Raw genomic sequence first — 22,634 nt, forward strand, 5'->3', positions numbered from 1 at the left:
GAACTCCAATTAAAATAAAAGTAGTGTGAAGTAATCTTTTATTTTTTTAAAGAAAAAAATAAAAGGATTTCCACTAGTATCAGGGCTAAAAAGCAAGTGTTAAAAACGAAAAAACATCAAATTAAATTGGCTAATTTTATAGCTTGAAAAATCAATTATTAAAATGAAAAAAATACTGCTTATACCCTTATTAATGATGAGTTTAAATGCTATAGCACAAAATGTAATGACTCCAGAACTACTTTGGAAACTAGGAAGAGTAACTCCTTTAGGTATTTCCAAAGATGGAAAAAATATAGTTTATAAAGTCGCAACTCCTTCTGTTCAAGAAAACAAATCGGAAACAAAATTCTACATTTTACCCGTAAATGGTGGAAATCCAACCGAAGTAAAAGAGACTAAAGATCTATTAAAAGACAAGAACATTTCTCCAGACGGGAAATATATCGTTTACAATGAAGAAGTAAAAATCGAAAAAGTCCACGGAAAAGATTTTTATCCTGAACTGGAAAAATCAGATGTTCAAATCTATGACGGCTTGAATTATCGCCATTGGGACACTTGGAACGAAGGCAAATACAACCATGTTTTTTACAAAGAAAACAAAGAAGGCGCAACGGGAATTGACATTCTGAAAGGCGAAAATTTCGACAGCCCACAAAAACCTTTTGGTGGAGATGAAGATTACATTTGGTCACCAGACAGCAAAAGCATTCTTTACGTAAGTAAGAAAAAAGCAGGAACGGATTATGCTGTTTCTACCAACACCAATATTTTCGAATACAATCTGGAAACTGGAAAAACTAGCAATAGAACCGAAGAAAATCTAGGATATGATACAGCTCCACAATTTTCTCCTACAGGAAATTTGACTTGGTTACAAATGAAACGAGACGGTTATGAAGCCGATAAAAACGACCTCATTGTTAGTTTCAAAGGAATGAAAATGAACTTAACGGCAAATTGGGACGGTACTGTCGATCATTTTATCTGGAGTAGTGACGGAAAAAAAGTCTTTTTTGTTGCGCCAATAGACGGAACAAAACAGTTATTTGAAGTTAATTTTCCGGCTCTGACCAATCCCGAAGCTTCGGGAGCAATCAACGTTCGTCAAATCACTACTGGAGAATTTGATGTCAATGATTTAGTTGGTTTTTCTGGTGACAACATTATTGTAACGAGAACTGATATGAATCATGCGGCGGAAATTTTTTCCTATAATTTAAAGAAAAGCACTTGGAAACAATTGTCCAATGTCAATACAGCAACGTATAATTCTTTGGCGTTAAGCAAAACAGAAAGAAGATATGTAACTACTACGGATGGCAAAAAAATGTTAGTTTGGGTGGTACTTCCGCCTAATTTTGACGCCACAAAAAAATATCCAACACTTTTGTATTGTCAAGGCGGACCACAATCTCCATTGACACAATTTTATTCTTACCGATGGAATTTACAGTTGATGGCTGCCAATGGGTATATTGTTGTTGCTCCAAACCGACGCGGTATGCAAGGTCATGGCGTAGAATGGAATGAGCAAATCAGTAAAGATTGGGGCGGACAAGTAATTGATGATTACCTATCTGCAATTGATGATGTGGCGAAGGAAAAATATGTTGATGCAACACGTTTAGGATGTGTTGGCGCTAGTTACGGCGGGTATTCTGTTTTCTATTTAGCCGGAATCCACAACAACCGATTCAAAACTTTTATTGCTCATGACGGTATTTTTAACACTCAAAGTATGTATGGAACTACCGAAGAAGTTTTCTTTACCAATTGGGATTTTGGCAGTGCTTATTGGGAAAAAGACAATGCTGTTGCACAAAAAGCTTACACAACATTCAATCCAATGACGCTGGTAGAAAAATGGAATACCCCTATTTTAATTATTCAAGGCGGAAAAGATTTTCGTGTACCAACTGGACAAGGACAAGAAGCTTTTCAAGCGGCACAACTACGAGGAGTAAAAAGTAGATTCTTGTATTTCCCAGAAGAAAATCATTGGGTATTAAAACCTCAGAATGCTCAGGTTTGGCAAAGTGAATTTTTCAAATGGTTGAAAGAAACTTTGTAGATTTATATATCGATGAAAAACAAAAAACCTCACTTTTCAGTGAGGTTTTTTTATATTTTGAATATTTTACTATTCTGGATCGTTCATTTTGAAAGTATCCATAAATGCAGTTGTGTACTCTCCTGCTATGTAACGAGGATCGTCCATCAATTGTCTATGAAACGGAATTGTCGTTTTTATTCCTTCGATTACAAATTCATCCAAGGCTCTTCTCATTTTACTAATAGCTTCCTCACGAGATTGAGCAGTAGTAATAAGTTTTGCAATCATTGAATCGTAATTTGGTGGAATAGTATAGCCTGAATACACGTGAGTATCTAAACGAACTCCATGCCCACCTGGCATATGTAATGTTGTGATTTTCCCCGGAGACGGACGGAAATCATTATAAGGATCTTCTGCATTAATTCTGCATTCGATCGCGTGTAATTGTGGCAAGTAATTTTTACCCGAAATAGGTATTCCAGCAGCAACCATAATTTGCTCACGAATCAAGTCATAATCAATAACCTGCTCCGTAATTGGGTGCTCTACTTGAATACGGGTATTCATTTCCATAAAGTAGAAATTACGGTGTTTATCTACCAAAAATTCTACTGTTCCAGCACCTTCGTATTTAATGTATTCAGCTGCTTTTACAGCTGCTTCACCCATTTTTGCACGCAACTCATCTGTCATAAATGGAGATGGAGTCTCTTCGGTTAATTTTTGATGACGTCTTTGAACGGAACAATCTCTTTCAGAAAGATGACAGGCTTTTCCGTAAGAATCACCTACTACTTGAATTTCAATGTGGCGTGGCTCTTCGATTAATTTCTCAAGATACATTCCGTCATTTCCAAAAGCTGCCGCAGATTCCTGACGTGCACCTTCCCAAGCTTTCAACAATTCATCTTCTTTCCAAACGGCTCTCATTCCTTTTCCACCACCACCAGCAGTTGCTTTAAGCATTACTGGGTAGCCAAAATCTCTTGATAATTGTAAGGCTTGCTCATACGATTCTAAAATTCCTACTGAACCTGGAACACAAGGAACACCTGCTTCAATCATCGTAGCTTTTGCGGAAGCTTTATCTCCCATTCTATCAATCATTTCTGGAGAAGCTCCAATGAATTTGATACCATGCTCTTGACAAATTTTAGAAAATTTAGAATTTTCAGAAAGGAATCCGTATCCTGGGTGTATTGCATCTGCATTTGTAATTTCGGCAGCGGCAATAATATTTGACATTTTTAAATAGGACAAGTTGCTTGGAGGCGGTCCAATACAAACCGCTTCATCAGCAAACTTTACATGTAGACTTTCGGCATCTGCAGTAGAATAAACGGCTACTGTTTTTATACCCATTTCCTTGCATGTTCTAATTACGCGTAACGCAATTTCCCCTCTATTGGCAATCAATATTTTTTTAAACATCTTTATTTGAAATTTTAAATGTTGAATTTTAAATTTTAAATTACTTCAAATAACGAAAACTCATCATTCAAAATTTATAATTTATAATTTATAATTTCTTATGATGGATCTACTAAGAATAACGGTTGGTCAAATTCTACTGGAGACATATCGTCAACCAATATTTTTACAATTTTACCAGAAACTTCAGATTCAATTTCATTAAATAATTTCATGGCTTCAATTACACAAAGTACGTCACCTTTAGAAATTGTTTTACCTACTTCAACAAACATTGGTTTATCTGGAGATGGTTTTCTGTAAAAAGTTCCAATAATTGGAGATTTTATGGTGATATAGTGCGCATTTTCTACTACTGGAACTTCTGGAGCTGCTGCAACCGGAGCAATTTGTTGCGGTGCTGCTGCTTGTGGAAGTGTAGCTTGAGCTGGCATTTGTTGAACATACGTGGTCTCAGTTACATTCCCTTCTAAAGTTGTTCTGATGGTAATTTTTACATCATCCATCTCTAATTTAACTTCTGCAACTCCTGAATTTGCTACAAACTTGATTAGATTTTGAATTTCTTTTAAATCCATAATTATTTGTTTTTAGTTTAAATTTATTTTTTATCGTATGCCCATTTTAGATATATAGATCCCCAAGTGAATCCACCTCCAAAAGCAGCCAAAATTATCGTATCTCCTTTTTTGAATAAATGTTCAAAATCATTAAGGACTAATGGTAAAGTCGCAGAAGTTGTGTTTCCGTATTTCTCAATATTCATCAGCACTTTAGAATCTTCTAAATTCATTCTATTTGCTGTTGCATCGATAATACGTTTATTGGCTTGATGAGGAACTAACCAATCAACATTTTCATTGGTTAAATTATTTCTTTTCAGAATTAATTCACTTGAATCAGCCATGTTAGTTACAGCATATTTAAATACTGTTTTTCCGTCTTGAATAATATTGTGTTTATTATCTCTTACCGTTTCGTAAGAGGCAGGAAGTAGAGAACCACCGGCATCAATTTTCAAAAAATCTCTTCCGATTCCATCACTGCGTAAGTATTCGTCTTGCAATCCTAATCCTTCATAATTAGGTTCAAACAATACTGCTCCAGCTCCGTCTCCAAAAATGATACAAGTTGATCTATCTGTATAATCTACGATAGAAGACATTTTATCAGCACCAATTAATAGCACTTTCTTGTATCTTCCGGACTGTATGTAGGCTGCTGCAGTTGACATCCCAAATAAGAAACTGGAACATGCAGCTTGCAAATCATATGCAAAAGCATTTAAAGCTCCTATTTCGGTTGCTACATATACACCTGTTGAAGCAACTGGCATATCTGGCGTTGCAGTTGCCATTATCAATAAGTCTATTTCTAGAGGGTCGATATTGGCTTTAGCTAATAAATCTTGTGCAGCTTTTATTGCTAAAAAAGAAGTTCCTTTACCCTCTTCTTTGAGGATTCTTCTTTCCTTTATTCCTGTACGAGAGGTTATCCACTCGTCATTGGTGTCAACCATGGTCTCAAGAGCTTTGTTAGTTAAAACAAAGTCTGGAACATAGGCTCCAACAGCGGTTATTGCGGCTGTAATTGTATTCATTGTATGCGATTATTTTTTGTCAAATGTTGCCATTTGAAAAATTTTTAAAAGACTTGAAAATTACAAAAAAAATTCCATTCTCATTTGATTTGGAACTTCTTATTTAATGAAAATTATAAACAACAAAAAAACTCTCACGATGTGAGAGTTCGAATATCATTTACAAAAATGTATTAAGCAACAGCTACAGATTTATCTATAACAACTTGCCCTCTGTAATACATTTTACCTTCGTGCCAGTAAGCTCTATGATATAAATGCGCTTCTCCTGTAATAGGACAAGTAGCAATCTGTGCTACAGTAGCTTTGTAATGTGTTCTTCTTTTATCTCTTCTTGTTTTGGAGATTTTTCTCTTAGGATGCGCCATTTTACTATATTATTTATCCGTTAATAGTTGCTTTAATTTGTCCCAACGCGGGTCAATATTTTCTTCTTGTTTATTCTCTTTTTTTTCTTCTTTTACTATCAGTTCATTAAGTTTAGTCAAAGCTTCGGTTTTTAAACTTCCATCTTTAACTCCTGGATGAACTCGTCTTAGAGGCACTGACAACACTATCATTTCATAGATATATTGTGCAATATCTACTTCAAACTCTCCATGAGGCAAAATCAACAATTCTTCATTGTCATTATTATATTCCTCGCCAAAACGAACTATTAATTTCATTTTGCCTTTAACCGGTAAGTCAAAATCTTCGCTTGTCAAATCACAAGGTACATTTACGACTCCTTTATGCTTAAAACTTAACTCTAACAGCGTACTTTTTTTCTCTAAAACTACATTTACTTTGATATTTGAATCTTGATATTCATTATAATCAAAGATTTCAAAGAACGAATTATTTATTTGATACTCAAAATGATGTTTTCCTAGCTTTAATCCTATAAAAGGTATTAAAAAATCTTTTGTCTTCTTCATTTCAACAACAATTTGACCCTAAACTTCGGGAGTGCAAAGATATAAAATTATTGCAAATCTAATAATGTTATTCACTTTTTTTTGTTCACAACTGTTTTTCTTTTGTTTTCAATGGCTTCACACTGATTTCGGCATATTGATTTCTCGAATGATAAATATCAATCGCAAGATATACGGCCTCTTTGAATGAGTTAAAATCAGCCACTCCTTTTCCAGCAATATCGTATGCAGTACCATGATCCGGCGAGGTTCTTATTTTATTCAAACCCGCAGTATAATTCACGCCATTACCAAAAGATAATGTTTTAAAAGGAATTAATCCTTGATCGTGATAGGCCGCTATAATAGCATCATACTTCTCATATTGACTACTTCCAAAAAAACCATCAGCAGCAAAAGGTCCAAAGACTAAGGTTCCTTTGTCAAATATTTTTTTCAATGTTGGCTTTATAACCAAATCATCTTCGGTACCAATAACACCTCCATCGCCACAATGCGGATTCAACCCTAAAACAGCTATCTTAGGCTTATTAATACTAAAATCCTGTATCAATGATTGCTTTACCGTTTCGATTTTTCTTTTAATCAATTCTTCCGTAAGATGAGAAGCCACTTCACTTAACGGAATATGATCCGTCAAGAGCCCTACTCTTAAATTATCCTGAACCATCAACATAAGCGCATTTCCTTCAAGCTCTTGGTCTAAATAATCCGTATGTCCAGGGAATTTAAAATCCTCTGACTGGATATTATATTTATTTATAGGTGCAGTAACCAATACATCTACAAGACCATCTTTCAAAGCTTTGGTAGCCGCAACAAATGATTTTATAGCATATTCACCTGCCTTAGGATCATTTACTCCAAGATTCAAATCAACTCCTTCTCTCCAAACATTTAAAACATTAATCTTTCCCGGAACAATTTGATCCAGTTTATCAATTCCATGCAATAAAGAAGCAGATTGAAAACTTTTCTTTACAAAAGACAACAACTTAACATTAGCAAAGATAACAGGAGTACACAACTCTAACATACGAGAATCCTCGAATGTTTTTAAAACAACTTCGCTTCCAATACCGTTTAAATCTCCTATAGAAATCCCAACGATTATATTTTCTGCTTTTTTCATCATGACCTAACGTTATTTATTGCTAATTTTGAAGTGCAAATTTAGTAAAATAAAACAAGAAATGTTTACAGGAATCATAGAAACCCTTGGCACCATCCAAGAAATAAAAAAAGAGAACAGTAATGTTCACATAACGATGAATTCATCAATTACCGGCGAACTACAAATTGACCAAAGCGTTGCTCATAACGGAATTTGCCTTACTGTTGTTGCTATCAATGATACTTTCTATACCGTGACTGCTATAGACGAAACGATAAAAAAAACAAATTTAGCGGATTGGAAAGTTGGAGACAGCGTTAACTTAGAAAGAGCAATGAAACTTGGCGACAGACTTGACGGACACATCGTTCAAGGACACGTAGACCAAACGGGAACCTGCATTACTGCAGAACAAACCGATGGAAGTTGGCTTTACACCTTTGAATACGACGAAAAATTAAACAACATTACCATCGAAAAAGGTTCAATTACCGTAAATGGTGTAAGCTTAACCGTGGTGAATTCTAAAAAAAATGAATTTAGCGTAGCCATAATCCCTTACACGTACGAGCACACTAATTTCAAAACCTTTGAAGTTGGCACAAAAATAAATCTTGAATTCGATGTAATTGGCAAATACGTTTCCAGACTATACGCTAACAAATAACTCGCAACCATACTAAAAACAAAAAACCCCAATTTAAATTGGGGTTTTTGTTTTTAATATATTGGTGTAAATGATATAAATTCCAAATAATAATGAAATTGCAACTATTATGACACTATTTTCATCAATAGACAATCCAGGTGGTGGTGGCGGTTTTTTAGCCGTCGGCGCAGGAGGACCAGAACCTCCAGGACCAGCAAAAACATCCATAATCCCAAAAAGGAAAATGATTAAAAAATAAAATTTATTTGACTCAATTTTCATCGGCTTCAAAAATAGTAAATTTACTGAAATAAAAAAATCTATAAAATCACAAATAAGAAAGTCTTATCCCTAACATCATAACAAAGATACGTGTTTTAGTCCAACTTGGTTTTTAGTAAAAAAAGAAAACCCTTTAAAACAAATGTTTTAAAGGGTTTTGTGGTCCCACCTGGGCTCGAACCAGTCCACTTATAAAGCTAAAATTCAAGTCCTTATGTATGCTATTATTTATTAGGCATCCGAATAGTATGCCTATTGTATTAATTTAATGTTTGTTTGTATACAAAGATAATAATGTTCTTCCTTGATAATTTATTATTCATTCATTATTTTTTATGTAGATTATAATTTAGTAGTCGATTACCCATTAATAATATATTTATTATAGTTGCAATTTGGAAAGAATGAATATTTTTGTCCTGTCCGTATATATATCTAATAAAATGGACAATATTTTTTTATTATGAGTGATGATTTAGATTTCAAAGAAACTGGTAGTGGTTTAAGTCAAGATGAAGTAACTGAGTTGTTTAATTTGCATGACGTGCATGACTTTAATGAGTATGATGATACATCAATTACAACAACTGAATACATATCACCTGAGCCTAAATTAGAACTAAAAAAAATAGATACAACTTTTTCAAACGCATTTGAATTATATGACCAGAAAGTTGAAGTTATCCCAAAGTTATTACATCCATTTTTGCAAAAAGTAGGATTAGCATCTTTAGTAGGAACTTCTGATTCAGGTAAATCAACATTTCTAAGACAATTAAGCTTGTCTATTGCTTTAAATCTTAAAACTTTTTTAGGGTTCAGTCTAGAGAGTAAAAGCAATAAAGTTATTTATGTGAGTACGGAAGATGATTCGAATGCAATAAGCTTTTCTATTAGAAAACAGGTGGATTATTTACTAAAAGAAAACAAATCAATCGATTTGAATTTATTGAATAATCTTCAATTTATTTTTGAAACTGACAACCTCTTAGAGAAGTTAAGTAAAGAATTAGAAAATGAATCTGTTGACTTGATAGTTATAGACGCATTTACGGACGTTTTTAGCAAAGAATTAAATGCTAATATACAAGTTAGGCAGTTTTTGAATGAATACGATAAGTTGGCAAAGAAACACGATTGTTTGATACTATTTCTTCACCACATAGGCAAAAATACTTTACGGTCAGCTCCAAGCAAAGATAGTATTATAGGAAGCCAAGCATTCGAAGCAAAGATGAGGGTCGTACTTGAGTTAAGACCCAATCGATTTAAACCTAATCATAAAGATTTATGGGTGTTAAAAGCTAATTTTTTAGATGCTACTCAAAAAACGAAAAGCCATGTTGTAGAAATGAATGAAAATCTTATTTTCAAAGCAACTGGACAAAGAAGTGAAAAGACTCAGACTTCTAAATCAGCTAACCCACTATTAAAAGATAAAGTATTAGAATTAAAAAGTCAAGGCTTATCTTATAGGAAAATTGAAGATGTTCTTAAAGAAACAGATCTTAAAATTGGGAAATCAGCTATTGCAGAAATTATAAATAAAGCCTCAAAAACTAAATAAAGGGGCCTCTGATAAAATATATCTTTAGATTTATTATGGGTTGTGATTTTTAATATATCCCCAAACCTTTTGGGCTGTTACTTTTTAGGAATCATAATTGAATTTAAGTTTTTTACAATTTAATATTTGGATAAACTGTATATTTGATTTAATTATAATAAAATAATATTTTTCTGTCAATGGAGTTACAATTAGAAAGCCTTAAATACCAAGACTTAGCCGTTCAATCCGTAGTAAAACTTTTTGAGGGAACAGAAAAAAACACATTTGATAATGCTTGTTTTGAAGGTATTCGTTCTAATTTTAGCAAACTTACTCGAGATGAAATTGAAACGAACATTAAAAACATATTGACTGAAAATGGTATAAATGAAGTTGTAGCCAAACTTTCAAATGATAAAGATATTTGTGTGGAAATGGAAACTGGAACAGGTAAAACGCTTGTTTACGTTAAAACCATTTATGAATTATTCAAACATCACGGCTTTACCAAGTTTATAATTTTAGTGCCGTCGGTAGCCATTCGTCAAAACATTATTGGAACCTTCAAATCATTTGATAAACAATTAGAGAGTATCTATGGTTTTAAGCCAAATGCTTTTGAATATGATAGTAAAAAACTTCAGAAAGTAACGCAATTTATAGAAGACCAGCATCCACAAGTGATGATAATGACTTTGGCTTCATTCAATTCAGAAGATAAAATCCTTAATCAAGCACAGAGAGAGGATTTATTCAACAATATTCCTTTTATAGAGGCAATCGGTAAATGCAATCCAATTATTATAATGGATGAGCCACAGGAAGGAATGGATACTGAAAATTCTATCAAACAGATTGCTAAGCTTAATCCCTTGTTTAAAATCAGGTATTCTGCAACTCACAAAGTAGTAAAGAACTTGCTGTATCGCTTAACACCATACGACAGCTATAAAGATGGTTTAGTAAAGAAAATAGAAGTATTGACTGTTACTGAAAAGAATGACGAAGCAACCCTTAAAATTGAGTTGTCAGACATTCAATTTGGTAAGGGAGATCCTAAAGTGAAATTGAAAGCGTGGCATTTAAATAATTCTACTAACAAAATTGAATTTAAAGTTACCGGTTGGTTGAATCAGAATGATAATTTAGGGATAAAAACAAACAATCCCAGTTATTTGAATTATACTATTTCCAACATTAACAAGAGTTTAAAAACGGGTAAGTGGACTGTGAAATTTTCAAATGGAACTGAAATACTTGAAAAACAAATTGCAGGAAGTTTAGAAAACATTTGGGCATTACAAATAGAATGGTTGATTCACAGGCATTTTACTAAATCTCAAAAATTAGAATCTAAAGGAATCAAATGTTTGTCTCTCGTTTTTATTGACCGAGTGTCTAATTATATGGGTGAAACTCCTATTATAAAAAACCTATTCGTTGACAAATACAAAGCCATTTATCCTGATTACAATGAAGGCAGATTACCCACTAATGAACATATTCAAAGTATTCAAGGATATTATTTTGCACAAAAAGCAAGTGGTGAATTTGCAGACAATGAGGGTGGTGTAAAGGAACAGAGCAAAATTTACGAATTGATATTAAAAGGAAAAGAAGAACTGCTTACGTTATCAAATCCAGTACAATTTGTATTCTCTCATTCCGCTCTAGGTGTAGGTTGGGATAATCCAAATGTGTTTAATATCGCCACTTTGAACAATTCCTATTCAGAGATTAAGAAGCGTCAGGAAATAGGTCGTGGTTTGCGTATATGCGTCAATCAAGAAGGGAAGAGGGTTTATGATGCTCTAGATGTTTCAGATGAAGAACGTATTAACCAGTTAACCGTTATTCCCAATGAAACTTATGAAACATTTGTGACACAATATCAGGAAGAAATAAAATCAGTTTATGGTACTGAGAATGCAGGTGCAGGAATGACTCATACTCATAAAGGTGTTCCGGCTGATGAAGTTAAATTTAAAAGAAACCCTTCAGTTGAAATGGACAAAGCTTTCCGTAAATATTGGATGGCATTAGCAAGGAAAACAGAATACACCATTTCTTTTAATGAAGATGATTTAATTACTCAAGCATCTGAATTAATTTCAAAAATTACAATCCCTGATTTTGTAATTGAAGCTTCTAGTTTCTTGATTAATGCGATAACAGAAGACGGAAAAGAAGATTCTTTTCAAGGCTCAGAAAATATAAAACAAAAATCCTTTTTTACCCCTTTGGATTTAATTGAAGAGTTAAGCGAGAATACAGGAGTGAGTTACACCACATTGTTTAAAATAATGCAACGTTTAACGAACCTGAATGAAATGGTGAAAAACCCACCTCGTTTTGTTCACGAAGCATCCGCTATAATTCGCAATGTGGAACTAGATGAAATGATTCGTGGTTTAGATTATCAAATTACGGGTGAAAGTTATCCATTCAATTTTGAAGATTTTGTAAAGAATGTTTCTAGTAAAGGATATGTTGAAACCCCAAACAAAGGAGTCTTTGACAAAATGCTTGTTGATAGTGATGTAGAACGTAATTTTTCTTTAGATGCTGATACAGATGCAGAAGTAGTTTGCTTTTTAAAACTGCCCAACTTCTATAAAATAAGTACTCCAATAGGAAATTACGAACCTGATTTTGGATTGATAATGAAACGCAAGAATCTGAGGGATGGAAATGAAAATGAATTCTATTTTGTGATAGAGACCAAAGGTACTAACGATATCAACGATAAAAAAGCATTAACGGAAAGTGAAGTTTACAAAATTCGTTGTGCTATGAAACATTTTGAAAAATTAGGATTAGAAGTACAATATAAAGCTCCTGTTAAAGAATACAAATATTTCAAAACGGAAGCTGACAAAACGATCAATACATTTATATAATAGGTCATCGTCATCCTGACATCAGGAGAACGATAAAACATAAGAATAAATATGGAAACCATCAATGATTATATGCCATTAAGCAACGACTGGAACGATGAACGTTTGCAGACTTTAAAACAATTTTACCCTGATTGGTTTACCAGTGAGGGAAGCCTTAATATTGATGAAGTAAAGAAAGCTGTAAGTCCAGATAGCGTTAATGAAACAGAACGCTATGAGTTCCGATGGTTTGGTAAAAGCCAAGCTAAACGTAATGCCTTTACACCAAGCAATGCTACACTAGTATATGACGAAGCTAGAAGCGTAAATCCTGATTCAAGCGACAACCTCATTATTGAAGGGGAAAACCTCGAAGTTTTAAAATTATTGAGTGGTAGTTATCGTGAAAAAATAAAATGTATTTATATAGATCCTCCATACAACAAGGATAAAGATTTTGTATATAAAGATACGTGGAAGCAAGAAACTAAAGCATATTGGGAAGATGCAGAAGTTTTAGAAAACGGTGTAAAAATAGATACTAATACTGAAACGGATGGGCGTTATCATAGCAACTGGCTTAATATGATGTACAGTCGATTATTAATTTCAAGGCAACTCTTACGTGAAGACGGTGTAATTTTCATATCTATTTCTGACGAAGAAGTTCATCATTTACGTAAATTATGTGATGAAGTCTTTGGACAAGAGAATTTTGTAAGTGAAATTATTTGGCACAGTAAATACACTACTGCAAATGATTCAAAATACGTATCTCGTCAACATGAATATATTCTTTTATACGCAAAAAATAAAGAAAACTTTAAAATTGGATTGCTTGATAGAACTTCTAAAATGGACGAAGCTTATACAAATCCTGATAATGACCCAAGAGGAGAATGGAAATCAACTCCACTTCATGCTAAAAGTGGTAGTACAACTTATAAAATTACATTTCCAAATGGTGTTATCTGGGAATCTCCCAAAGGCAGATACCCTTTATATTCAGAGAAAGATTTATTGAAACTCTACCATGATAATAGATTGTATTTTGGTAAAAGTGGCATTGGATTACCAAATCAAAAATCATTTTTAACAGAAGTTAAACAAGGGAAGACAGTAGGGTCTTTATGGTCATATTCTACAGTAGGTAGTTCGCATCAAGCAAATGAAGAAATTGCTTCAGTAGTCGGTAAAGGGATTTTTGACAATCCGAAAACTTCACAATTGATCAAAACTATTATTAAAACAGCTAACTGTAAAAATTCCATTATACTTGATTTTTTTGGTGGTTCTGGAACTACAGGTCATGCAGTAATGGAATTGAACAAAGAAGACGGTGGCAATAGAAAATTTATTTTAGTACAAATTCCAGAAGCTACTGATGAAAAAAGTGAAGCGAATAAAGCAGGCTATAAAAAGATAAGTGATATTACCATAGAACGTAACAAAAGAGTTGTTGCCAAAATAGAAAAAGAGATAGCTGAAAATGAGAAGAAAAAAGAAGGTGAATTGACATTAGAAAAAATTGTAGAACCATCTACTACCAATCTAGGTTTTAAAGTTTTCAAACTACAAAAATCTAATTTTCCTAGAGTTGATTTTTCACCAAACCCAGAATTTAACGAAACGGAAAATCTTGGATTACTTAAAAAATACATTGCTGATAAAGAAAGCCAGTTAGTAAATGCCTTCAACAAAGAAGAGCTGTTAACGGAGATTTTATTGAAAAACAACTTTACTCTCAGTTACACAACAATACCACAAGAGCAGTTTACAAAAAATGAAATTCTATTTGCTACAGATGGAGAAAAGGAAACATTAATTTGCCTTGATGTGAGCATTGCACCCGAGACTGTGAGTCATTTTAAAGCCCATACAGACACTAAGTTTATCTGTTTGGAAAGAGCGCTGAACACGACTATAAAATACAATTTGAAGCACTATTTGGGAGATAAATTTAATGCGTTTTAAGTACAAATAAGAAATTATTTTTTATAACATATTGTAAGAATATATGTTAATTTAGTCATGAATTTTAAAATAGGTACAAATGAAGATTTTACACATTACAGATTTACATTTTAAAGATAATACGAATAGCATATATAGCATTAATAAGATAATTGATAAAATATATGAGGAAAATAAAGATAAAGATATAAATTATATTTTTTTTACAGGGGATTTGGTGTTTTCTGGAAAATCGATTGATGATTTTAGAAAAGCAAATGAAATTCTTTTAAGAACTCTTGCCTCAAAACTTAAAATTGAAAAGAAAAATGTATTCATATGTGGTGGAAACCACGATGTACATAGAGATCAAGAAATGTCTGTAATTAAAGATAAGTTGCTCGAAATCAAAAGCGAAGAAGCACTTAATACTTTTTTAGAGGATCATAAACAGTATGAAGCAAGTTTGATGAATATTAGAAATTATTTGTTATTTCAAGATGAATTCTATAATGAAAATGTATTATTGAAAGATGAAACGGATGAGATTAAAGATTTATATACAGTTCATAAAAGAATTTCTGGGGAGAAAATAATCCACGTAATTACCATTAATACTTCATGGAGAGCTAATGATTCAAATACTGATGAAGGCAAATTATTATTTCCTTCTAAAATGCTAAAGGAAGTTATTTTAAAATTACCTAAAAATGATTTTAAGATTTTGCTTTTGCATCACCCGATAACAGATTTGAAACATTGGAACAGGGTTTTACTCGAAGATATTATTTATGACAATTTTCATGTTATGATGCATGGGCATATTCATAGAGCAATGAATTCATCAATCATTAAAAACTCGGATGGAATTGTAAATATTAGTACTGATGCATCATTATCTAAAATTAATGATTATGAACATATAGGATATACAATAGTTGAATTAGATATTAATGATATGAATGTTAAATTGAGTAAGTTTAGGATCGACAGCGATTATATGTCTTATCCTAATGGGACCCAATTAAATTTAAATATTCCAATTGATGAAAATAAAAGAGAGCTACTAGATTTTAGAAAAAAAGTTTCTAGACTTTATGAGAGTGAATTAGGTAAAGCTAGAGAAATCTTTGTTTCAAACTCAGATGCATCATCATCCTTAGGTGATTTATTTTCAGAACCAATATTAAAAACTAGTTCGTCAACATCAATCAATAGTATTGCCAAAAAAAATGATTCAAGTAAGATTATTAGTGTTGAACATATAGAAAACGATTTTACTAATAATTATTTTATTTACGGAAAAGATAAATTCGGAAAAACATCCATATTATATTATTTATATGTTAGTTATTTAAAAAACGTTTCAAAACATAAAGTTTTACCAATTTATATTGATTGCAACATTAAGTCAAACAACATTGGGATAGAAGATTTTTTTATTAAAACCTATCAAATTAATAAAACATTTTTTAGTCAATTATTGGGAGAATATCAAATTAGATTGTTGTTAGATAATTATAACAAGATTGATACATCATTAAAACAAAAGGTAGAAGAGTTTATAGAAAACAATAAAAATGTATCATATGTCACATCGCTTGATGAAAACATTTTGAGTGATTTTGTAGATATTAAAATAGATTCAACAACACATATAAAACTTTATATACACGACTTAACAACTACACAAGTAAGAAGCATTACAAAAAGAACTTTGAATTGCGATGCTGAAAAAACCGAAGATATTATTGTAAAAATAAAATCCATTTTTAAACAATTAAATCTTCCAATGAATTATTGGACAGTTTCATTGTTTTTATGGATTTTCAACAATTCTAGTGAGCAAAATTTTCATAATAACTTTGAACTAATAGAACTTTATATTGATAATTTATTAGATCGTAAAAATATTGTTGTAGACAGAGAAATCAAAATTGAATATGATGCTTTAAAAATATTTTTAAGTGAATTAGCGATTAATTTGGTTAAAAATTATCACGAAAATAATTACTCCATCAAGTATGCGGATTTAGTCCGTTTTACTGAAGAGTATAAAACCAAAAACAAGAGGTTTGTAATTTCAACAGAAACTGTTATTAAATTAATAACAGAGAAGGGTATTATTAAACAAATCAATGAAGATTATTATACATTTAGGCTTAAAGGAGTCTTTGAATATTTTATTGCATTTTATTTAAAAGACCATCCAGAAACTCGAGATGAAATTATCAATGACGACAAAGTATATTTGTCTTTTGGCAATGAACTTGAATTGGTGTCAGGATTCAATAAAAGAGATTCGGATTTCTTATCAAAGATTTTTAATAAATCATATGTACTTTTCCAACCTATTAACGATGGTTACAAAAGCATAGGAAACACAGATGAAGTACTAATTAATAGATCAACAAATTTAACGCTTAAATTAAATGATTATAAAAGTGGATTACAGTCTTTAATTAAAAAAGATGATGATATTTTAAACGAGGAATTTTTTCCTATTGCAAATGGCACAAGTAGTGGAGTTTCAGCCAAAAGGATTTACGAAAAAATAGCCTTAGTTTCTGAAAACTTAGAAAAAGTACTATTTATTTTATCAAGAGTTTATAGAAACTCATCCGTTGACAATGAAGAATTGAACAACAAAGTTTTAGATTTTATTTTAGAATCTGCCTGTAATTTATGTTTTTTAATTATTGATGAAAAAAATTCTAAAGATGAATTAGATGAAGGTTTCTCCAAAGTATTCACAAACTTTGTGCCTTTGGTTATTCAGAATTTTTTATTTGATGCACTTGCTCAAAACAATCTTGAAGTTATATTTTTAGACAAGATTAAAGAACTTAAAGAGACTCAGGGTAATGAATTAAAAATATTCATTCTTTATTATATGATTATAGATTTAGACTTGAAAAACAATAAAAAATATATTGAAGAGGTTCTAAATTATATAAAAATTAACGTACTGAGACACGCATCATTATTCAAATTGTTTTCTTTATTACTGTTTAAAAAATACAATTCGGAACACAATAAAAAATTCATTGAAGATGCTGCTGTTAAACAAGCAAAAACTATTGATAATTCAAGGGCAAATATTGAAAGCACTGAAAAAACGATTAGAAACATAGGTTTTCAAAGCCATTTAAAAAAATGATGAGCGGATATATCTTTTTAATCAACTTGAAAACCAAGTATTAATTCTTCGAGGATTTTAGTTCTTCTTTTTTAATTAACCAAAATAGGCGGTTTAAAATCCGCCTATAATTTTAGTAATATTTCCATATAAAACCACAACCATTTTTCCGTTCTTCTCTACAGCATCTAGAGATGCAAGTTTTAGAAACTCCAGTACTTCTTGATGCTTCTGCAACTGAAAGAAATTGAGATATAACAGTACCATTTAATAAAGATTGGATTACTTCCTTTTTTCTATTGTCATGTTCTGGAAAGAATGCTTCCTTGTTCTCGTAACTCCAAAGATATCCGCCTAATGTTTGATTTACGTTCCAACAGGCTCTAGATATATCTTGTTTTCTGACACCTATTGTTTCTGAAGCGAGGGTCAAGTTTTCAAATGTTGCATTGAATGAGCCATCTAAATTATATTTATAAACGGTTTTCTTGAACCCACCGCCTTTATCACTACAGTATCCATTTTCTAGAGCATCGTACTCTGAAATATACATTATCTCTTTAGATGCTAACTCGTCATTGCTTGAAGCCGTATCAATTTGTTCCCAAGTGAAAGCATCAGGACCATAAGTCCCGATTGCTTCTTGAAAATAACTGCCAACTTTTTTATTGGCTTTTTGTAGGTGGTCTGCTCTTCTCTCATCAAGAGATTTTGTAGTTGCGCCGATGTATGTTTCACTTGTAAAAGTGTTTTGCGCTTTGTATATAATGTAAGTATTTATAGTGTTTTCCATATTTGATAAATAATTAATTTTGAAATTGATAAAAGGCAGTTGTTTTAATAAAGTATAGGTCTATTTCTAGCCTATTTTTGCGGTTGTATAAACGTTAAACTCTAAAACAACTGTATTCATTATTTCTTCTACTAATTGTGCATCACTGTCTTTGCAAAACAAAGCGTCGTAGATATATCCCACGTAAATCCCTTTGTAATTAAGCTGTTTAATGCATTCTGTCATTATTTCAACTTCTTCAACAAACATCCTCATAGAGGTGATTCTATGCCCTTTTAAGCTCGTTTGTTTCTCCATAATGATTGCTTCATTCATCGCTGTTTCTGATTCACTATAGTAGCTATAAAGGGGGCTACGCTTCATGCCAGGTACTCTCTCATTGAAATAAGATAGGTGTTGAATTTTAACTTCATTTATGTTTAAATTACTTTCTTTTGCAACTTGAAGATGAGTCAAATATTTTCTTGAACCTCCGTAAAGTGACATTGCGATATTTGGATGCAAAGCACTGTAATCAACTTCAACAATAGACTTTCCATCAATTTTAACTAGCCTTCTAATCCAACTAGGCATTAGAGTAAAGCTGTCTACCACTCTTCCGCCAGATTTTTCTGTACCTATGATTGGAATCATAAATCCTCGCTTGGTTAAATAATCAAATAACTTTATGTTTTGTTCAACAAAACTTCTTGCACCGGCATCTTTATAATAGGACTTTGAATGTTTATTTAAAAAAGTTAGAACCTTACCCTTTTTATTTCTATGGTTTATTTTTGTTAATCTTTTCGCCTCTAATATGATCTCAGCATGACTTGGAAGTTCAATATTAGAATATAAACTTATTAAGTTATTTGCTATGGGATTCTCATGAGCCTTTTTTAACTGACTGTAAAAGAACTTATTTCTTTTTTGAAGAATTCCTTTGTCTTTAATGACATACTCGACTAAATCGCCCTTAAAATAGGCGTCAGTGAAGCCGTATTCTTTGCATACAACGCCTTCTTGGTAGGTTTCGTTTCCAAATTTATTTTTTTTAACCATAATTATTGCTTCTGTAGTATTCGTTGAATACGTAAGCGCTTTAATAATATGGTTATAGACAAATGTATTGTCTCTCCCTCTTTTACTTTGTTCGTCCAGGTGTGTTGAGGACAAACTCTTAAATCTATCATCAGCATAGTATGTCGAAGACAGGTTTGAAACAAAGGCGAGGCATTTTTCAATGGCAATATTTTTATCCCTGTCAATATTTTTCAAATACTGGTTTGGCACAAATCTTTCTAAATGAGTTTTGACCTTTTTAGGAATAAATATTGTAGCTATATTGCTTTGAAAAAATAGCGGAAAACCTGTATGATTTTCACCTGTTATTTCGATGTCATAGCATTCCTTAACCCTTGATTTTACTGGCTTTTCAAGAGGTTTATCCTCTGTTCTATCATCAGTAACATATATGAAGGGAGAGATAGATGAGGAGTAAGAAGGATAGGAAGTTGAAGTAGTTGATTGATTGATTAATTTGTCTTTGCAATTTACCATTGCCATTTGCCCAGTGTTGTTCTGGAACTCATTGTGTTTTAAAACCATTTCTTAAAAAATTTATTGAATATTAAATTTGAAATGCATTTACTCTAAATACTTTATTGCTTTTGACTGATTCTTTTCAGGTAAAAAGTGTACTTAAATATTATGCAAAATGGAATTAGCTTAATGATAGCTGAAGTGAAAAATTTATAATTTTTTTGTAGTTTTTTTTAATTTGCAGTGTGAAATCACGAACCTGTAGTAAGCCAATTACTATAAAAACAAAGATAAACAATATTAATGACAATTCCTAATTATTTAGCTATTATTATTCATTTATTAGTTAAATAATTGAATATATCATAAAATAAGAAGCAAAACTACACTTAAAAATGTATTAAATGTAGTTTGTGCAACTTATAAAAATAGCTATTTACGTTTTCAATTGCTTTTTGATATAGGAGAGGCAGTTTCAAAAGATTGGATAACAAAAAAGTATAACTCCTTTGCCTATTTTACATCATAATATGAAAATTATGGTAGTAGTAGGCGTCATTATCGATGATATACACCGTTTTTAACGTGTACGTGACTTTTATTTCTTGCACTAAAACAATTTGTCCTCTCTTTAGTCTTCCAATTTCTTGCAAAACAGTCACGCGGAAAGGACAAAAGACTCGTTTCAGTACATTATAATGCGAAATTACATAGATTTCTCGTGGAGAACTGTATTTCAATAGCTCTGCCAACTCTTTTTTTGTCATTTTTATAGAATATATTATTGTTTTTAGCGGGTAAACTTATCACCTATTTATCGATAAAAATGCTATATAATATTAATGGATGAAATAGTTTGATTCCTCCTTTTCAATGGCATTTAACAGGTAATTAACGTAAGCATACGCATTCACATTTTTTTCTAAGTTATTATCAATGTAAGTGCTCTTGTTTGCTTCAGTGAACAGGTTGTACAGGTTCCAAAAGCTAATCGTGTTATTCTCTGATTTAGAAAAGTGAGCGTCCGTATGATAATCCCTGACGACAATATTTAATTGCGTGTCATTCATAGCCAGAGGAAAAAGTATTTGTTTCTCTTCTTTGCTCAAATAGGGGAATAGTTTCATCTTTCCAATCAAGTGAGCAAACTGAATTTCAGTTAAGGAGTGCCTGAACATACGCTCCATATTGATCAAATGCTCTTTCTTTTTGTAGTTGTTGATTAACTCGTAAACCTTAGCTTTTAATTCTAAAACTGAGCTGATTCTCAAATCTTCTTGTAGTCCATCGGTTGAAATACACAGGTTAGTGCAAACAGTATTCTGAAACCCTACAAAAACCTTAAATTTCTCCATAGATTTTTTACTGAAAAGGTTTTCTTGGTTGTACGAGCGGACACCACCTATTGTTAAATTAAGCTTATTTCCATTAATAATTTCACTAATTTCAGGCACTTCAATAACGAATGCCATTCGCTCGTAATAAATAGTCTTTTCATGTTCTAGGAGCTCTTTTGCAGGCTTTCCAATAGCAGTTGGAACTCTGCCTTTGATTACGTGAGATACTCGAATATCAGGCTTTAAAACACCTTTGTAGTTTAATATATCTTCAACCACTTCTTTAGTGCTGTTGATAAATTCATAATGGCTAATCGTGCACTCATTATCTTTTGCAAAAACAGGAATTGTACATTCATTTTTTAAATGGTTTAATGACACTTCGGAGGTGTTTGCTTCAATAAAATTCCGTTTAGGAAATACAATTACTTCTGTTTCATCAATAATTTGATGTTCCTGATTATTTAATACTAAGTTCATTTTCTTGAGGATTTAAGTTTTGAATAATTTCTTCGTCGTGGATTAATTGTGCTGAAAGATTATCAAGCACTTCTTTTCTAGCCATCACTACAGGATATAGTTCGGTACTCAAATTTGGATATTTTCCATAAACTTGTTTAAGGGCATCAGGTGTTGAACAGGCATTGATTTCTTCAGTAATTTTATCAATCGATATACCTTGATTACACCAATTGATAAGTTTTTTACCAGTTGTTGAATTAATAATAAATTCAGGTATTCCAGTAAAGAGGCCTGTTCTGTCTTTAGAAGCATTAACTAGATGCTTATCATTTAAAAATTCGAAGCTTACGGTCAATTCATATTCAAAACCTTCTCTGGTAATTTCTTTTGTACCCAATTTCATTACTTTGGTTTTACCATTGGAATCTTTATCAAGGCTATAATCTACTTTTCTACGTGATGTTGTAATAATATGGCACTTTGATTTAATGATAGCATCTATAAAAGCATTGTGTCTTGGAGTTACTCGTGCCCAATCTTGAAATCTTCCTCCAAGCTGTTCGTGAATCTCCAAACAACCAGATTTTCCTTGCCATTCGTGGCTGATACTGTCAATAATAATAATTTCTATATCTGATTCCTCACATAACTTAATCGCTTTAATATAGCGTTCTGGACTGAATGGTTCTTCTAGTGATAGCACATTAAAATCTCCTAAGTGTGAGTACAAACTTGCTGATTTATTTTCAGTATCAATCAAAGCGATTTTGCTCCAATCGTTTGTTATACCGTAGGCTAATAATAATGCGGAATAGGTTTTCCCAAACCCACTAGGTCCTGAAAGTCCGATGCGTAATTTTACTTGATGGCGTTCTGCCTTTTGTAACTTCATAATTTTAAAATTTAAATGTTTTTAATAGGTAATCTTGTGAATCCAGAT

General features: G+C 32.0%; 18 protein-coding genes. 7 read left to right on the top strand and 11 right to left on the bottom strand.

The window, feature by feature from the left end; translation table 11 throughout:
• Nucleotides 1-163 precede the first annotated feature (163 nt).
• Nucleotides 164-2,077, top strand: coding sequence for a S9 family peptidase (locus tag C8C87_RS13670; RefSeq protein ID WP_121342961.1), 1,914 nt, complete (start codon nt 164-166; stop codon nt 2,075-2,077).
• Between the two features lie 69 nt (nt 2,078-2,146).
• Here the strand turns inward: C8C87_RS13670 and accC are convergent, their stop codons facing one another.
• The 6 genes from accC to pdxA all read right to left on the bottom strand — a co-directional run bounded on the left by accC (nt 2,147) and on the right by pdxA (nt 7,148).
• Nucleotides 2,147-3,493: an acetyl-CoA carboxylase biotin carboxylase subunit gene (accC, locus tag C8C87_RS13675; RefSeq protein WP_099714178.1), complete on the bottom strand. Its 1,347-nt coding sequence runs from the start codon at nt 3,491-3,493 to the stop codon at nt 2,147-2,149.
• Between the two features lie 98 nt (nt 3,494-3,591).
• Nucleotides 3,592-4,071, bottom strand: a complete 480-nt coding sequence (accB, locus tag C8C87_RS13680; RefSeq protein WP_099714177.1) for an acetyl-CoA carboxylase biotin carboxyl carrier protein — start codon at nt 4,069-4,071, stop codon at nt 3,592-3,594.
• 23 nt (nt 4,072-4,094) lie between these two features.
• Nucleotides 4,095-5,093 (bottom strand): beta-ketoacyl-ACP synthase III, encoded by a 999-nt coding sequence (locus tag C8C87_RS13685; protein WP_099714176.1) that lies wholly within the window; start codon nt 5,091-5,093, stop codon nt 4,095-4,097.
• A 173-nt stretch (nt 5,094-5,266) separates the two neighbouring features.
• Nucleotides 5,267-5,461, bottom strand: a complete 195-nt coding sequence (gene rpmF / locus C8C87_RS13690) for a 50S ribosomal protein L32 (protein ID WP_007137315.1) — start codon at nt 5,459-5,461, stop codon at nt 5,267-5,269.
• A gap of 9 nt (nt 5,462-5,470) precedes the next feature.
• Nucleotides 5,471-6,013 carry a DUF177 domain-containing protein gene (locus C8C87_RS13695; RefSeq protein WP_099714175.1) on the bottom strand — a complete coding sequence of 181 codons (543 nt, stop codon included), beginning with the start codon at nt 6,011-6,013 and terminating at the stop codon, nt 5,471-5,473.
• 85 nt (nt 6,014-6,098) lie between these two features.
• Nucleotides 6,099-7,148: a 4-hydroxythreonine-4-phosphate dehydrogenase PdxA gene (pdxA, locus tag C8C87_RS13700; protein ID WP_099714174.1), complete on the bottom strand. Its 1,050-nt coding sequence runs from the start codon at nt 7,146-7,148 to the stop codon at nt 6,099-6,101.
• 58 nt (nt 7,149-7,206) lie between these two features.
• On the opposite strand from pdxA, the gene C8C87_RS13705 reads away from it, so the two are divergent.
• The 6 genes from C8C87_RS13705 (at nt 7,207) to C8C87_RS13730 (ending at nt 17,602) form a co-directional block, all read left to right on the top strand.
• Nucleotides 7,207-7,794 carry a riboflavin synthase gene (locus C8C87_RS13705; protein WP_121342962.1) on the top strand — a complete coding sequence of 196 codons (588 nt, stop codon included), beginning with the start codon at nt 7,207-7,209 and terminating at the stop codon, nt 7,792-7,794.
• A 109-nt stretch (nt 7,795-7,903) separates the two neighbouring features.
• A complete protein-coding gene (locus C8C87_RS15960; RefSeq protein WP_255415485.1) occupies nt 7,904-8,035 on the top strand; it encodes a hypothetical protein in 132 nt (43 codons plus the stop codon).
• Nucleotides 8,036-8,521: 486 nt separating this feature from the next.
• Nucleotides 8,522-9,625 carry an AAA family ATPase gene (locus tag C8C87_RS13715; RefSeq protein ID WP_121342964.1) on the top strand — a complete coding sequence of 368 codons (1,104 nt, stop codon included), beginning with the start codon at nt 8,522-8,524 and terminating at the stop codon, nt 9,623-9,625.
• A gap of 179 nt (nt 9,626-9,804) precedes the next feature.
• Nucleotides 9,805-12,507 carry a DEAD/DEAH box helicase family protein gene (locus C8C87_RS13720; RefSeq protein WP_121342965.1) on the top strand — a complete coding sequence of 901 codons (2,703 nt, stop codon included), beginning with the start codon at nt 9,805-9,807 and terminating at the stop codon, nt 12,505-12,507.
• Nucleotides 12,508-12,558: 51 nt separating this feature from the next.
• Nucleotides 12,559-14,463: a site-specific DNA-methyltransferase gene (locus tag C8C87_RS13725; RefSeq protein WP_121342966.1), complete on the top strand. Its 1,905-nt coding sequence runs from the start codon at nt 12,559-12,561 to the stop codon at nt 14,461-14,463.
• A 79-nt stretch (nt 14,464-14,542) separates the two neighbouring features.
• Entirely contained in the window at nt 14,543-17,602 is a 3,060-nt protein-coding gene (locus tag C8C87_RS13730) for a metallophosphoesterase (RefSeq protein WP_121342967.1), read from the top strand.
• A gap of 112 nt (nt 17,603-17,714) precedes the next feature.
• On the opposite strand, the gene C8C87_RS13735 is transcribed toward C8C87_RS13730, so the two are convergent.
• The 5 genes from C8C87_RS13735 to C8C87_RS13755 all read right to left on the bottom strand — a co-directional run bounded on the left by C8C87_RS13735 (nt 17,715) and on the right by C8C87_RS13755 (nt 22,586).
• Complete coding sequence (locus C8C87_RS13735; RefSeq protein WP_233550038.1) at nt 17,715-18,374, bottom strand: GIY-YIG nuclease family protein; 660 nt, start codon at nt 18,372-18,374, stop codon at nt 17,715-17,717.
• 66 nt (nt 18,375-18,440) lie between these two features.
• Nucleotides 18,441-19,961, bottom strand: a complete 1,521-nt coding sequence (locus C8C87_RS13740; protein ID WP_121342968.1) for a hypothetical protein — start codon at nt 19,959-19,961, stop codon at nt 18,441-18,443.
• A gap of 452 nt (nt 19,962-20,413) precedes the next feature.
• Nucleotides 20,414-20,662 (bottom strand): hypothetical protein, encoded by a 249-nt coding sequence (locus C8C87_RS13745; protein WP_121342969.1) that lies wholly within the window; start codon nt 20,660-20,662, stop codon nt 20,414-20,416.
• Between the two features lie 72 nt (nt 20,663-20,734).
• Nucleotides 20,735-21,712, bottom strand: coding sequence for a DUF3871 family protein (locus C8C87_RS13750; protein ID WP_121342970.1), 978 nt, complete (start codon nt 21,710-21,712; stop codon nt 20,735-20,737).
• Nucleotides 21,693-22,586: an AAA family ATPase gene (locus tag C8C87_RS13755; protein ID WP_121342971.1), complete on the bottom strand. Its 894-nt coding sequence runs from the start codon at nt 22,584-22,586 to the stop codon at nt 21,693-21,695. The genes C8C87_RS13750 and C8C87_RS13755 overlap by 20 nt, the downstream gene beginning before the upstream one ends.
• Between the last annotated feature and the right edge of the window lie 48 nt (nt 22,587-22,634).

The sequence above is a fragment of the Flavobacterium sp. 120 genome (assembly GCF_003633605.1).
In the GTDB taxonomy this organism is placed as follows: domain Bacteria; phylum Bacteroidota; class Bacteroidia; order Flavobacteriales; family Flavobacteriaceae; genus Flavobacterium; species Flavobacterium algoritolerans.